8 protein-coding genes are annotated in these 16532 nt (G+C 40.5%); 3 read left to right on the forward strand and 5 right to left on the reverse strand.

From position 1 onward, the window contains the following. Positions 1-339 precede the first annotated feature (339 nt). The 3 genes from LQ227_RS15050 (at position 340) to LQ227_RS15060 (ending at position 9255) form a co-directional block, all read left to right on the forward strand. Complete coding sequence (locus tag LQ227_RS15050; RefSeq protein WP_230149848.1) at positions 340-1926, forward strand: hypothetical protein; 1587 nt, start codon at positions 340-342, stop codon at positions 1924-1926. Continuing rightward, positions 1916-4528, forward strand: a complete 2613-nt coding sequence (locus LQ227_RS15055; protein ID WP_230140994.1) for a hypothetical protein — start codon at positions 1916-1918, stop codon at positions 4526-4528. The genes LQ227_RS15050 and LQ227_RS15055 overlap by 11 nt, the downstream gene beginning before the upstream one ends. A 170-nt stretch (positions 4529-4698) precedes the next feature. Continuing rightward, entirely contained in the window at positions 4699-9255 is a 4557-nt protein-coding gene (locus tag LQ227_RS15060; RefSeq protein WP_230149850.1) for a DUF3883 domain-containing protein, read from the forward strand. A gap of 122 nt (positions 9256-9377) precedes the next feature. On the opposite strand, the gene LQ227_RS15065 is transcribed toward LQ227_RS15060, so the two are convergent. The 5 genes from LQ227_RS15065 to LQ227_RS15085 all read right to left on the reverse strand — a co-directional run bounded on the left by LQ227_RS15065 (position 9378) and on the right by LQ227_RS15085 (position 16265). Continuing rightward, positions 9378-10538 (reverse strand): hypothetical protein, encoded by a 1161-nt coding sequence (locus LQ227_RS15065; protein WP_230149852.1) that lies wholly within the window; start codon positions 10536-10538, stop codon positions 9378-9380. After that, on the reverse strand, positions 10535-12124 hold the full coding sequence (locus LQ227_RS15070) for a hypothetical protein (protein WP_230141000.1): 1590 nt from the start codon (positions 12122-12124) through the stop codon (positions 10535-10537). The genes LQ227_RS15065 and LQ227_RS15070 overlap by 4 nt, the downstream gene beginning before the upstream one ends. 836 nt (positions 12125-12960) lie before the next feature. Further along, positions 12961-14547 (reverse strand): ATP-binding protein, encoded by a 1587-nt coding sequence (locus LQ227_RS15075; protein WP_230141008.1) that lies wholly within the window; start codon positions 14545-14547, stop codon positions 12961-12963. 12 nt (positions 14548-14559) lie between these two features. Beyond that, on the reverse strand, positions 14560-15006 hold the full coding sequence (locus tag LQ227_RS15080) for a response regulator (RefSeq protein ID WP_230141009.1): 447 nt from the start codon (positions 15004-15006) through the stop codon (positions 14560-14562). Positions 15007-15014: 8 nt separating this feature from the next. After that, the gene (locus LQ227_RS15085) at positions 15015-16265 is read right to left on the reverse strand and encodes an ATP-binding protein (RefSeq protein WP_230141011.1); all 1251 of its coding nucleotides are present in this window, start codon (positions 16263-16265) and stop codon (positions 15015-15017) included. Positions 16266-16532 lie beyond the last annotated feature (267 nt).

The following is a 16532-nucleotide window of genomic DNA, read 5'->3' on the forward strand; positions in this document are numbered from 1 at the left end:
AGACCAAAATACGTTTTTATTTGCATCTGCAAGTACTCCCGGTTCTTCTTCGGTCAAAATTGTCGGTATTTTTTATTCTTGGATTGATCATAATGATTTATGTCAACATGATTGGCCATGATAATCTGCTAATGCCTAGGTAATATTACACTGGCAACGCTTTTTTTTCTATTTTAGGTTCAAAATAACGCTCATGATCAATATCAAATTTATCCCGGCCCCAACCCATGAAATTCTTCTCTTTTATCGCAGATACTGTCAAATGGTTGGAATGCAAATCAATTCAAAATCATCAGGTTTCTCATGTAAGGCAAGCTTTAATCCTAATAGAAAAGACATATGAAACTCAATAAAGGTTCTGCATTGGCGCCGTTTTGGGGAAGGCCGGTAAACCTGATCACAGGCCTGGATCCACTCGGACTTCAGACTACATCTGAGGCGCTATATACCTGGTTATTACCGGGAGTGACCAACCTGACTAACAGGGCAAGGTATTATGGTTTTTATTGCTGGCTGATTGATCTTTATCACAAAAGGGAAAAGACAGGTAACTCATTCCATCAACGTGCTTTTATGCGAAGGGCAGAGCTGCTGGTTGCCATCATCATGCAGGATAATTATCCAGAGGTTCAACAGATCACTGGCAGCACTTTTGCTTCCGGGATGATCGAGTCTAATGAAGAAGGATTCTATGATCTTAAACTTGGGGCTGATCAGGACAAATCTGATTCGACCTACTGGAAATTTCACACAGGTGCCTTTGGGCAGTATTATTTTGGAGCAATGCGTGCGCTTGGTTTGGTTCAGAGGGCCAGTAATGCAGAAGGAGACACAATCTTTCGGCTGACAGAAAGGGAGGAGGGGACTTGTGGACAGCAATATGCGCGGTGTTTTGATATCGAACTTGACGATGCCTTTAGGAATCTATTTTATGAATCGGTAAAGAACGGAAGGTTATATAAAAAAGATATTGATGTTTTTATCCGTTTTCTGGCCATCTCTACGGTTGACAGTGATACGCTAGAATGGGGTGCCTATAGGACTGCTTTTCTTGGCCCCGATGATCCCTTTGGTGAAAATGAAGAGCTGGGCTACCATAGAAGGGATACGATTCTTTCCCTGATCCAATTAGCTAGGCAGCAAGAGGGCAAATTCGATCCGGCCTTGCTTTTATCTGCATGTTATGCTGGTAAGCTTTCTGAGGACGAGACAGCAATGGGATGGTATTGTTACCAGATCAATGAATATTGGCAGTTTGCTTGTGGACTTATCTTTTGGTCTATTTTACAGGACCTGGCCAATCGCTCCGTTGAACAGTATTTATCGTTCTATATCAAGGATATGTCCGATGATATTGCTGCTGAGATTTGTAAATTGTTGGATATTGGATATTCTGAAGCTGTATTATTGCAGGATATCCTGGATTTGATAGACGGCGAAGGATTGAGCGAAAACGGCTTGCTTTTTAGCTTCCCAGCAAAGGAGGGGACATCGACGGTATTGGCGGCAAGGGATGCTTTTCTGTCACTGATGGTTACCTTGAAGCACAACCGGAATGAACTTGATGAGCTGTACAATTTTATACAGGTGCGTAAATTGATCCGGGATGGGGATTTTCATCAGGGACTCAGCTACCTGTTGCGGTTTTCTGGAAAATCTTTAGCTGCTTTTATTGAACTTTTTCTGAACAACAAGATCATCAACCGCCATCAGTTTGTTGCACTGAGGAAAATGGGGAACGGACAACAGTCCACCCAGAAGTTCATTATAGATGAGGGATATATTAGGCTCGTGGAAATCTATCCCCCAAACTTTACTTCCCCGAGATTTACCGCAATCAGAAATATATTGGCTGATATGCAGGTGATTGACGCAAACAATGAATTAACCCAATTGTCTCATCAATTTTTTGGCGATGATCAATAAAGAAAGTGTGTTGGACCTTATTGGTTCGGGACGGTACCATTCCTGTATATTAACTACCTTTAGTTTTGACTTTTATTTTTTTGAGTCCAAGGTGCTAAGGACATTGCGCTCAGCCAGCATACGTAATATAAATGTACTCATCGATGGCAGGTATTATACAGATTTACTCGAACAGACACGTGATATCAACTTATCCCTGAACAGTGGTTATTCTTTACACCCTATTTTCGGCAAGGGGATATTTCATCCAAAGATTTGGATGCTAATGGGGGATAAAGAGGGGCTACTGTTAGTGGGGTCGGGAAACTTGACCAGTTCTGGGAACGGGAATAATGAAGAACTTTGGTCGGCTTTTCATTATGCTGCTGACCATCCTCAAAATGGTTCGCTGTTTGCCAGTGCATGGGAATATCTCAGCGGCATTGTGGCAGGGGAACGTGGAATCCTGAAAGAAAAATCGTTGGACTGGGTTAATCGTTATGCCTCATGGGTAGCTGGCCTGAATGGGGATAGACATGGAATGCTTTTACCGACAAGTTTAAATTATCAAGCAGCATTGCTGGTTAACCGACAAGACCGATCAATCTGGCAACAGCTTTTAACTATTCTTTCTGGACAAGAGATTTCCGAAATCCTGGCCTGCTCTCCGTATTATGACCAGCGCGGCTGTGTTGTCAGTGCATTGGGAGAGGAATTCCCCCGAGCAGCGATCCGGGTAGTGATTGATGAGAAAGGGGCTGTACCAGCAAAACTAAAAGCTACTAAAAATATAAGTTTTTACCATTGGAAAGATGTGAATGGTAATATTACCGGCAAAAGCGAGCGTGAGAAAAAACGGTTGCATGCCAAGTTATTGATATTCCGTGCAAAAACGGGAGGTGAATATGTCCTTATGGGGAGTGCGAACCTTACGCCGGAGGGAATGGGCCTTGATATCGGTGGCAGGACGAATCAGGAAGCCTCGATTATCCTGTTCGCTGAAAATGGCGGGATTGCAAAAGAAATCGGGATTTTTCCAAAAGCCAGCATGGCGGTGCCACTTGCGGCTTTTAAAACAGGACCTAGGGAACCGATATCAGAAATGCTGATCCATAAGGCTCATCCTATCAAGTTATCTTCGGCTGAGCTAAGTCATGGAACGCTTGAGGTATTTTTAAAGGGTGCGGAGGAAGGTCAGGAGCTTGTAATAGGTTTTTTGGACGCCGAACATGAACCGGTTTTTTCTACAGCGGGAGAGGTTTCTGGGGATAGGGTTATTACATCAAACCTGCCGCAGGTATTTTTTAAATTTATCCAGCTTTGTAACCAAGATAACGAACCTTTATCCAATAAAGTGCTTTTGAGCGATACCACCTTGCTCTCTAAAGGGAATCCAAATCCGATACACAAACGTATCGAACAAATATATGACCAGATGCAGGGTGGCGATTTCAGCAGGGTGTTCGATTTATTAAACTATGCGATGAATGAAGAGGCTGAAATGCCTATTAAAATAGCCAATGCAGCAAGGAATGATAAACCGGTACTTGAAAAGAACAATATCAAAGAGCGTTATGAATTGAGCTCTTATACCATAGTTCAGGCCGATAAGGCGGCTCAGCAGTTACTTTTAAATTCAAGCTCATTGCGCATACTGGAATTCCTGAAATTCTCAAAACCTAAGGGTGAAGCGGATTCGGATATCGATGTCAGTGAACAACTGGGGCCGGAACCCGATGGAGGAGATGTGACTGAATTGCCGCGGAAGATACGGCCTTGGTCGGCAATCGAACGTGAAAGGAGAAAATTGATCAGGTATCTGGATAAAGTTTCTGGCCAGTTATTCGTCCTACTTGAGGCCAGGAGAAATGGCGAAGACTGTCTAATGTCCATTCAGGATTTTAGCAGGTACCTGATTGCCCTTGAACTGTTGCAGGACTACGGTGGAAAGGTTGAAGATTTTTCAGGCAATGAAAGCGATGGTTTATTTGAATACCTGCCACTGGATAGCAAGAATAAAGTAAACAGTGTAAAGAATTATCTCATCGAAATTGTCGGACAATTTATCCTGTTGCTCGAGGCGGGAACCAAGCAGTACGACAATGCGGTCTTAGCTAAAAAATATGATGCGTTGAGGGAGGAGGCAATGATCGGGGGACTCGCATTGCTCATCAACACCTACTGGATTGGTAATAATTGGCATTATGGTGATGTTATGATACTCAATACTTTAAGGCTGCTTATTCCGAAGGACTTATATGAGTTGGAGGAGATACCTGGAGAAATTCTAACTAAACTTGATGTCAAGCTGTCCAGGATAGTAAAACCCGTATTAAAGCAACGTGAGCACTTGCTGCATTTTATGAAAACGCTATTCCCGGCACATCAACAGACAATGAAAAATGTGGTTAAGGGCAATCATCAAAGCCAGGCACAAAGGGGGAATGTGATTTACAGATCGCCTTTTGGATATTGTTATGTTGCAGGGGTAAGTAAAGAAAACTATAGGCTGGTAAGGCCGGGTTTCAAATGGGATGCGATACAAAAAGACCTTATCGGTTATTGCACCGGGAATGAATATCCTTTGCTACCTATTAAGACGCTTTTTATAGTGGAAAGTTAAATGGCCAGGAATAGCTGACTATCAATTTTGCTGTTGACATGAATCATTATTTTGATTATGGCATAGCGTTTTTGCTTCCAAATCTAGCTACATTAGAAATCAACGGTAACGCCCAATCAATATTACCAGGGCATACTCTGAATTAAATAATTATCGCTTAATATAAATTAATGACTCAAAATTTCAAACAAGAAATCCTTGACCTGATCGAGGTCTCCAGGAATACTTATGCCGGAATGCCTTTAAGGATTACCGCAGATTATGATAATGAAAAAGGCCTGATAAGCGCATATAACGGTAGGCAAATTTTAGAAATGCTCCAGAATGCGGATGATGCTGGTGCCAATAAGGTTCAGATCAAATTGGATATTGAAAAGACCGAACTGACCATATCAAATTCAGGAGAACCCTTTAACAAAGGTGGCGTTCAGTCGCTGATGCTTGCAGGGGCAAGCAAAAAAACAAAAAAGAGCTATATCGGAAACAAGGGACTGGGCTTCCGATCGGTACTCAACTGGTCGGACCTTGTAGAAATCGATACCAATGGCTGTGTTTTGAGCTTTTCCCAGGAAATCGCGAAAGAAGCATACCAAGCCTTGCCATTAACCGACAAGCAGTGGCAGGAACTCCGTACCGGTTGGAAATACCGCGATACCACAATTCCGTTTGCTATACTGGCCATACCAGATGTCAAGGATTCGAAAGCCACCGACCATACTTGGGCAACATCGATAAAGATTACCTACGGCAAATACTTTGAAAAAGACATTATAAAACAGATGGAACTGATCGGTGAAGAATGTCTATTGTTTTTGAACCATATAGAAGAGCTAAGTATCTTAGGTCTTGAATCGGGCGACCGGGTATTCAAAAAAGACAAACTGGAGAACGACCGTTCAGATCAGATCACCGTAAACGGCAAGCAATGGGAGGTGTACAAGGTTGAGGGGATGTATGAGGATGGCAAGGATAAAGGAGATCAGTACGAAGATGAATATTACTCGATCAAAGTGGCGGTCAACGAAAAACTCTCTGACGATATCGGTACATTATTCTCTTTCTTCCCTACGTTGGTGTCTTTTCCATTGCCTTGCGTGGTTCATGCCACTTTTGAGCTAGACCCATCTAGGAACGCAATTGTAAAAAGCGACAAAAATGTGTTCTTGCTTGATGAACTTAAAAAACTATTGATCTCAATCACTGAGGACATGGCAGCAGGTAAACACAAATGGAATGCATACCGACTGCTCACGCCTTTGAATGAAAACTCGGATAACCCGCAGGTAAAAACCTTCTATCAGGAGCTTAAATCAGCCAGAGATGCTGCACAAATCTTCCCAACAATTGGAGGAGGAATGCGCCTATTAAATCAAATCCGTTATTACGGGAATGATTTTACCCAATTTATACAAGGGCTAGAAACAGAATACTTTGATGAGCTATTGTGGCCATTTGATGAACGTGTGTCGTCCATACAGTTCAATGGCAAAAGGTATTCAGATTTCGAGCTTATGCAGCGTGTCAATCTGGTCAGCCCAGCTCTAAACATTGTCAACCGGGCATTGATGATCAAATTCTTAAGCAGTTACGAGTTCAATAACCATAAGCAGCAATATGCGCTTTTGGTAGATAAGGACGGGAATATCATACCTGTTGGCCATACCTGTTATACACCGATATTGGCCGATGGTGCAGAGTATGAATTGCCCAGCTTTTTGGAAATCGCTTTTATGAACACCAAACTCTATCTGGAGTTAACGGAATTATTTACAAAAAGAGAACTGCCGGCCTCATCAAGGGAGCTGCAGATCGAGATCAAGGAAGTAGTCAACGTGCAGCCGTATGATTCCAATCTGGTGACTGAAAGGATAATCAACCGGGCAAATGCGCTTATACTAAATAAATCCAATGAAGAAAAAAGGGCTGTAGTTTTTGAAATGGTACGGGCATTATGGTCTAATTTTAGCACCTCCCCCAAAAGTGGAAGGTATGGAGGCCCTGTGCCACTTGTGAACTTAAGCCTTGGGGTAAATTTATCTAATACCTTACTATATTCCCTAAGTTATCCGAAAGGGAAATTGATTGCCGATATCTATGGCGAGACATTGCAGGATTACCAGTATGTAGCACCCTTATCATTTTACTCGCTTAAGACCGCGCCGGAAGCTGGGCAGCACGATATTTTGGTGCAGGACTTTTTCAGGTGGCTGGGTGTGAATGATCTAAGCATTATTGAATCCCGAGACACCGTAGTCTCATCTGATCACGATTACTACCGATATGTAGACAAGAATCATGCTGGATTTGTGTGGGGTAGCAAGCTCCAGATCATTGACAGCGAAATCATGAACTTCGACAATATCCAACGTAAGATGAGCTTAGAACAGCTTATCCTATGGGCAATCAAGTGTGAACGCGTACAACAGGCACTTAAATCGAGTGCTAGTGATGTCCTCATCACTAAAAACAATAAAGCCGAACACTATCGTGAACTTCGAAGCTATATCCATCATCAGTTCCTTTACTCCGGAAAGATCAAAAACTACATAATAGAAAATTATGGTATCCCCAGCGTAAACAGGAACATGATCGACTATAAGAGTGAGCTTTTTACTACCTACGGTATCAGTAAACCAGATATTGATAGTACCTTGCTAAAACTCGGCGCTGTTGAAACCTTTGAGCAACTCAGCGCCGAGCGGGTATTTGAACTGCTATCGCTTTCCAAGAATGATGATCCTGAAGGCAGGTATACGCAGCGTCTTTATAAACTTGCGCTTAAATGGTATGATGATTTTCATGGTGAGCTACCAGGAAGGCCCTATATTGCATATTTTGCAAAGAAAGGAGATGAACAGGGCTATGGTTTGGGTAAGGTTTATTATTCTGATAACCAGGCATTGCCCAAGCATATTCTTAAGGATTTTGCTATACTGGACCTACCTAAGCGATCAGGGGAAGACAAGGTTGCGAAATTATTCCAGATCAGTAATTTCAAAGATATTTCCCTGTCAATCATCCCCGGAAGTATTTCGAGACACCCTCATGAACAAAAATTTCAGGCTTATTGGCTACAGATCAGGGATATGGTACTCGCATACAGGATAGAAAAACTTAATGCATCGGGCGAGAGAAGGGCAGCGGCCAGTCAGATCAAACAGTTTAAGATCAATCTGGTTTCTGCAGGCAGCTTCGATTTCGATGGCCAAAGGATGGAGATGCAAGAAAATAACATGATCAATATTGGCAATCAATTCTACCTGCAGGTGGGCGGCACTACAGGAGATTTGGGCCAATTGAAGAAAAGTCCCGAGTTCTGCGATGCTTTTGCTGAAAGCCTGTGTATATTATTTAAGGTTACCGAACAAAAGAATGATTTTAGAAGACTCTTTAAAAACGATATTGCGGACTCCCGTCACCTCATTACCCAAGATTTGGGCAACGGTACATGGGCAGATGCAAAGGTACTGTTAGGGGTATCTGACCTGGAGCAGCTTTTTTGGAAAAGGATATTCTCTTTAAAGGGAATTGACGTGGAAGGGGCCATGCTTGAAGAAGGGATTACAGATGAGGCTTTGATTGATATTTTCGGTGGGGGTAGCTTTGGTTATTTGCCCGGTCTAATGGACAACCTTTCCGCGCAGAAGACATTTGAGTTTTTAAAAGCCCTATGTACACGGTTGGAGCTTAATTTGAAAGTGTTGATTCAGGACCTGGATATTGGGGACGGGTTTAGGACGATTCATCTGGATAGAATTGAGGTTTTATTAAAGGACCTAAAACAGGATGTCAAAAAATCGCTCTGGAAAAAGCTTTCGAAAGGTACGCTCGAGGAAAAAATGCTTTATAAACATTGGTTTAAGCAATACCAGTATTTGAGGGAGAAATTAGTGCCCCTTGTTTCTGCCTATGACTATTCATTTGAGCTGCCGTATCGATCGGAAGTGCTAAAGTGTATTTTTAATGTTTTTTCAATTGATAACCTGGAAGGCTTGCATGATATCGACCCTGATAACCTGTACCCAGATTTATACAATGACCTCCAAGGCATTTCACTCTCGGATGAGCTACAGAGCTTGTTTTATTTTGCAGATATGGCACAAGAGATTCAAAATAGGGCGCCAAATAGAGATAGTGGCCCAGAGGATATTCTTCTGGATGCCGATCCTTCAGACTACCATTTGGAAATTCTGAATGGTTCGGACTTTTCTGCAGGAACATTTCTCGGCGACAGTGGAACTGAAGCAAAGAGAGCTTGGGTCGCCGATCCCGGTATAGATAATGCCAAACGGAATGCTGGTAAACGGTCGGAGGAAGCAGTTTTCAACCACCTCGTGAAGATATATGGAAAGGAAAACGTTGACTGGCGTTCAGGATATTCGCATGTTTTAGATAGGGATGACAGCATTCATTATGATATTGAGTACCGCAATGAGGAAGCGGTATGGAAGATGCTTGAAGTTAAAACTTTAAATATCAATACCTTTATAATAACTAGAAAAGAGGTTGAAAAAGGTTGCAAGCATTGGAAGGATTATGAACTTGCATTGGTAAGCCATGGCAAGATCAGTATTATAAAAGACTTTTTTAAAGATGCCGATCCTAGCCAATTTGATGGGAATAACAGTTATCTGGTAACGCCAAGAGACTATTATGTAACAATTAATCGAAAACAAAGCGAGGCGAAATCTACTGCTTTCAATGAGGTTCAGGATAAAGAAGATTAATTATCGAACAACCAAAAGCCGCACCTAGTGCGGCTTTTGGTTTTGTATTGTAGTAATGATTTACTTTATAACGAATTTAGCTTTCAGATGGTTAAAAAAGCCATATTAATACTGGCAACATACTAGTTTATTTTTATTTGGGACCGGTTTATATTTTGCTTGATTTTTTCAGACTCCGTTTTCTGTTTGAACTTTTCCGATTCCAGTTTTTGCTTGATTTTTTCCGATTCCAGTTTTTGCATGGCGTTACCATTATCCAATAGCAATTGTAGCCGTTCAAGATTTACCAGACTATTTTTATTGAGCTCTATAGCCTTACGTTGACTCTGAATAGCTTCAGTGAGATTTCCCAGATTCTGATCGGCAATAGATTTGTATTCCCATAGCTGAGCCTTGTCAGAGAAATCAGGATTCAATAACTGTTCGCTTGCGATCTGTTTTGCCTCATCGAACTGCCCCATGGACAGTTTGAAGTCGATCACATGGTAAATAGAGGACCTACCGTTCCTTTTCATCTGTACTTTGGCAACACTATCGATTTTTTTGAACATAGCTATAGTCAAAGGGTCTTTAGGATTTTTTGCAGCCTTAAAGCCTTCCTTTACTGCTGCGATGCGGTTCTGCAGGGTTGGATAAATGTTGAATTTTTCTTCTGCCTCATTCCGCGGCCGGTATGTTGCGGGGTCAAGTGTGAGAATTCCCTCAATAGCGTCCTGTTCTGTTGCCCCAGGAAAGCGACTGATGACGAATCCTGTAAAGAAGTCAGCCCGCCGTTCCCGCTTTCTCCGAATATTGCTATCCGCTCCAAATGCTGATGGAAGGGTATGCCCCATGAAATGATGACCGATCTCATGAGCAATGATGCAGCGCACTGCCCAGCGGACCTTTGTGTCCGATCCTTTGATCTTGTCCAAAAATGCCTGATTGTAATAGATCACCTCCCTAGAAGTCTGATCGAGGGTACTGGCCGCATTGCAGGTGGCCTCACATTGCCTGAATGTATAGCTCAACGGAAAGCTGTTAATAGCATCTTTTTTCAAGGTCGCAATAATCCCGTCGAATTCCGTGAATGGGTTGATGCTAATCAACGGATCAATTGCTATCTTACCTACAAGCGCCGGACTGCATCTTTTTTGAAGCTCCTGATAGGTATTGCTGCAATTGAATGAACAGACCATCGGTTCCTGTTTTTTTTGCACAGACCAGACTAGCTGAGCCATTGCGTCTGAAACAAGGCTTGATGCGAGAGCCGTTGTTCCAATAAAGATGATTAGTTTTTTCATTTTGCGCTTAGGTTATAGGTGAAGGCCCCAAAGAAACCGAATCGGCTGAAGGATGCTGTTGGAATCGCTTCTGGTGCACCGGCTTTATCGATCACCTGTCCGTCTTGATATTTATCTGTTATCAGTGTAGCCTTGGTCAACGTTGCACCTGCACTTAAGATGAAACGTTTGCTGGTTCCAAAGATCAGTGAGGCACCTGCATGGTAGTTGATCCGCTCCAGGTCACGGGTTGAAAGGCCAAAGGCGCCTGCTAGTTTGACATCACTGGCCGTGCGTCTGTAGATGTGCATTAATGCACCGACAGAAGGGAAGATCGCATTCTTCGAATCGTTTTTCACGATTTTTTGCTGGGTGGTATTGCCCTCAATGGGATCATAACGATATGTCTGGTCCTTGAAGTCATTTCCGCCATAGTTGATAAAGAGCCCAGTGCTGAAATCGATTTTCAGACCGCCTTTTGGACGTACCTTATAGATATAGCTTCTCATAAGCTGTGAGCAGGCAACGGCTTCTTTTGCTTTTATGTTTACGGTGATGACCGTTAGGTCGTCCTCGATAGGCTGAGGGTCTACTATGTAGGTCCAGTTACCTTCGTTGAAATATTTAAAATCATTAATCACATCGAATCTTGCGGTTGCATTGAAAGCTTCCATGTCGCTGTTGAGCTTGGGAATATCTGTTTTGTTATAGTTTTCCATGTTATCCTTATACAGTTGGGAAAGTTTGGAATCATCCCTTTGATCTTTAAGTGTTTTCAAGATGACTTTTGCAGTATCCGTAACTTTTTTTTCCTTTTCAATCAGACCAATAAGTTCAATGATGAGCGCATTGGCCTTTGTCACATTTTTACCAAGCTGGTCGCGTTTACTGAGTGCGAACGCAATAGTGAGCTCTTTGTATGGGATTCTCACATTAGTCTCGATGATTTTGTCGAAATACCGCTCCAACACTCCTGGTATAATAACATAATCAGGTGCGTCCAGTAGTAATCTGTCCTCAGGTGCCATGGTCGAGTTCGTGAAAGCATTTTTCGTTTCCTCAAATACTCTGCTGCGAATTTCTGTGAAAGGCCTATCGCAGTCATTCTGGAGGTCCTTCAATATCATCTGATAACGGAGGATGTTTTTGACCTCTTTATAGGTATTACCAAATTCGGTCAGCCTATTCTCGTTTTCAATCAAAGTATCTGCGGTATTAAAATAAAGATCGTTGAGATTGGAAAGTTTCTTGGTAACTGATGCCGGCAATTTAGCATCGGCGATCTGAGTGGCGGTGAAAAGTTTAAAGTCATCAGGGGTAAACCCGGCTGATTCCGCACTTGCCCCTGGGAGTTTAGCTTTACTGAATAATTCGAACAGGGCAGGTGCAGTTTCATTATAACTGGTTTGGGTAACAATATTGTCGATGGTATAGAGTTTTTTGTTGATGTTACTGATCTTAAGTCCCAGTCTTGAGCCAGTTTTGATCTTTAAAGTGTTGATCTGACTGGTATCTTTTTTGAAATCGATCAGTTTGTATTCTACACTTTGGGCCGCGGCAGAAAATACGGCAAGGCACAGTGTGCCCAATAAGATTAGGTGTTTCATGAATTGGAGATAATTTAAGATGATTGGTTTGGTCTATTAAATTTATTCTTAATGGTCGTGGTAATCAATACTGAGTATTGGGTATTTTACCTATTGTCGGTTTTGTAGGTTTCAGTAGTATGTTTGCAGGGTTTTTGTAAGGTTTGGCAAGACGGTTTGTACTCCTGTAATGGGGAATAAGCCGTTCTCTAGGTTCCAGGAGTTGACACTGAATTTGAGGTGTAATCTGGGCATTTCTATGTTTAATAGCGGCGCCATGAGGAGTCCTTTATGTGACTGGAATCACTTTTTAACTTCTGAACAACTAAACAATTGAGAGCCTCAAGGTCTATCGAGAGATAGGAGGCGATGATTCGCTGTGTCGTTTGTTGAGTGATTTCAGGGTGGCTGTGCTGTAGGCTGTCATAACACTCCATCGGAGTTTTGGAGCGCAGGAATATTGAGCGTTCTTCGCTCATCATGAAGTATTTTTCCATCATCACGCGGCCAATATGATTGCCTTTGCGGAAGTCGGCATAATAGCGCTGGAGTTGCAGGTAGGAAATGGACTTTAGGGGGCAGTCCTGGATTACTTCGATGTATTCGAAAGAAAGTTTTTGAGATAAACAAATCCAGATGCGATATGAAGCCGTGTCTTCAGCGCTCTATACAGCGATCAATAATGCCACTATTGCTGTAGTCAACTCTTAAAAAAAAGGACCAGAACCGAATTACATCAGCAGCTAACGGCCCAGGAATAGGGCGGAGCGTTGGAAAAATTCCTAGAATATTCCAGGGAAGAAATACCTCTAAAAACCAGCTTGTTTAAGACTACTATCTTTCATGATATCGTAATTTTATACAAGGGGCAGCATAAACCAAAATGTACTTCCTTTACCCACTACACTGTCTACACCAATTTTTCCATTGTGCTTTTTAATAATCTCTGCACAGATATATAACCCAAGCCCTAAACCGTTATAATTAGTTTCTCTGTCTTCTGCTCTAAAATAACGATCGAAAAGGTAAGGCATTTTTTCTTTTGCAATTCCTGCGCCCTGGTCAATAACCGAAACCTTAGCCATAACACCCTGCTTTTCAATTGAGATTGTGATGTGCTTTGAGTTTGATGCATATTTAATGGCATTATTTACAAAATTGACAATGATCTGTTCAATTCTAACGGGGTCTGCACTAACTTTTAAACTTAAATCGCCTATGGTAATAAGGTTATATTCTGCCTGTACACGTATATCTTGACATGATTCAGTAATTACATCAGCCAATAGAAATTGCTGTTGGTTAATGTGAAGCTGACCATTATTTGCCATGCTGGCATTTAATAAATCATCTATTAAAACATTTACTTTTTCCATGCTTTTATTAGCCTGTACTATTAATTTAGCCAACATTGGTGATGCTGATTTATCTTTTAAACGATCTAAAAGTTGTAGTGATGCTTTTAAGGAGGTAATTGGTGTTTTTAGTTCATGGCTGGCGATGTTAATAAAGTCATCTTTTTGTTGTTGTAAAATTCGCAGCTCTTCTATGTCGGTTGCGGTACCAATCCATAAATGCATCTCGCCACTTTCATCTATAATTGGCATTAAACGGACCAAATGCCACCTGTACAATCCATCAGCACCTTTGCCTCTGGTTTGAAACTCACCACCTTTTTTTGTCTTTAGTACTGCGCTAAATGAAACGATACTATTTTGAAGATCATCCGGATGGATTACGAAATTAAAACCTGCTAATTGTGTTTGTTTATTGTTTAAACCGGTATAATCGTACCAACGCTGATTATAAAAGATAACTTTTCCCTTTATTGTATTAGTCCAGGCAATCTGGGGAATGGTTTCAATCATGTTGCGAAACCTATATTCACTTTCGGCCAAGGCTTTGGTTCTATTGGTTACCCGTTCTTCCAGTTCGAGATTTAATTTAGAAAGTTCGAGGTTAATTGCTTTAACTTTGGCTTTTTGTTGAATTAATAATCCATTAGACTTTAATAATTCTTGTTGCTGAATTTTTAAATTACCATCAATTATATTTTTTTCATTTCTTATCGCCGTATCACTCAGTGCTCTATTAATTTTAGTAGATACTGTAAATAACTTAGTTTTAGAAACGTAGTCAGTAACACCATCCTTAATTAGTTCTACCGCATTTTCTTCGCCGATAATGCCAGAAACAATTATAAAAGGAATGTGCATATTTTTGTTCTGCTTAATTCTAAAAGCAGTTACTGCATCAAAAGATGGAAGTGAATAATCTGATAAAATTAGATCCGGATTAAAATTAACTAAGGCATGCTCAAAACTTACACGTGTTTGAACAATTTCAGTAATAAAATCCAATCCCGCTTTCTTTAGTTCACGTTTCAGTAAATCGGCATCACTTTGATTATCTTCAACAATAAGAATTTTAAGCTTAGTTAACATTTTAAGCAACTGTTAATTTGGTGATTGACTTGTTACCATCCAGTATAAGCCAATTTCTTTAATGGCCTTAAAAAAATTATCACTATCCACAGGCTTAACAATGTAACTGTTTACACCTAGTGAAAAGCATTTTTCAATATCAGGCCCTTCATTAGAAGAAGTGAGCATTACTATTGGAATTGACTTTGTTTCCGGGTCAGATTTAAGCTTTTCCAGTACCTGTATTCCTGATATCTTTGGCATTTTAAGATCCAATAGTATTAATTTTGGAAACTCTTTTGGTTTGCGGTTTTCAAAATCACCCCTACAATAAATAAAATCTAATGCAGCTGCACCATCTTTAACATGATAAAGTTTGTTGGTAGAACCACTTTTATTTAATGCCCTTATGGTTAATGCGGCATCATCTATACTGTCTTCTACAAATAAAATTTCAACGTTATCGTAATCGTAATCCATATTTTTATTTAATTGGTGGTATGATTTAAACTGAAGTAAAAACAACTGCCTATATTTAGTGTTGATTCTGCCCAAACGGTACCATTATGTTTGTTGATAATCTTTTGAACAATAGCTAAGCCTATTCCGGTACCTTCAAATTCTTCTTGAGAATGTAACCGCTGAAAAACACCAAAAAGCTTATCATAATATTGCATATCAAATCCAGCCCCCTCGTCTTTTACATAATAAACATTCAGCTTATCTTTTGTGTAGGAGTCTATAGTTATTGTTGTGTTTTTTTTATGGCTAGCGTATTTAATGGCATTAGAAATAAGGTTAACCCAAACTTGTTTAATTAATGATTTATCTCCTTTGGCAGCCGGTAAGGCAGCAATTTTAAAATCAGGAATATTTCCATCACCTTCAAATAATAGCTCTTCCCTTACGGTAGCAACTAGCTCAACCATATCTATATCGGCAAAAGCCACAGATTTTCTTCCCAGTTTTGAAAAAGCAAGCAGGTCGTCAATCAATTCGCCCATTTTTTTGGAGTTGTTCATTACCGATTGGAGAATTTTTATGCCATCGGCATCAAATTTATCACCATAATCTTCGGCTATTATTTTAGTGTAACCATTAATTGCCCTAATTGGTGCACGTAAATCATGAGATACAGAGTAGGAGAAAGATTCCAGTTCTTTATTAACCGCTTCTAATTGGGCAGTACGTTCAATTACCTTTTGCTCCAATTCATCATTAAGCTTACGGATATTATCTTGTGCAACTTTAAGCGCGCTATTAGCAATAAGTAACTCGTTTGCCCGTTTCTCTTTTTCTCTGTTCTGAAATGCCAATTCCTTATTGGCAATATTTAATTCTTCTGCTCTTTTGCCCTTTTCTTCGTTTTGAAAGGCAAGCTCTTTGTTTGCAATAATTAACTCACTGGCTCTTTTTTCTTTCTCCTCATTTTGAAAGATAAGTTCTTTGTTGGCAATAATCAGTTCAGCTGCTCTATGCGCTCTCTCCTCATTTTGAAAGGCAAGTTCTTTATTGGCAATAATCAGTTCAGCTGCTCGATTTTCTTTCTCTTCATTCTGAAAAATAAGTTCTTTGTTGGCTATGATCAATTCAGCAGCACGATTTTCTTTCTCTTCATTCCGAAAATCAAGTTCCTTATTGGCGATAACTAATTCGGCGGCAAGTGTTTCGTTTTCATTAAACTGAGAAGCACCTTCTTTATTTGCAATAATCAATTTGGCAGAATCTTCCTTTTTCATATACTTAAATGCATTATTTTAAATAGAATTAAGTATAAGCTTACTTTTTATAAGATTGAGTAATACCCGGTAGCAAGTTGCTAAAGCTAAGGTATTAAAAGCAGCAAAGCCCGATTTATAATTTTATTTTTAAAAATAGGTATAAGTGAATGGTATGAATTAGTGTTTTTATATATTTAACCAGCTGTTTTCTCTTTTACTACCCGCAAAATAACCGAATGGTGCAGCAGTAAAAACATAATTAGTCCATATACCGCAGGTAGTATT

The sequence above is a fragment of the Pedobacter sp. Bi27 genome (genome assembly GCF_918698255.1).
In the GTDB taxonomy this organism is placed as follows: domain Bacteria; phylum Bacteroidota; class Bacteroidia; order Sphingobacteriales; family Sphingobacteriaceae; genus Pedobacter.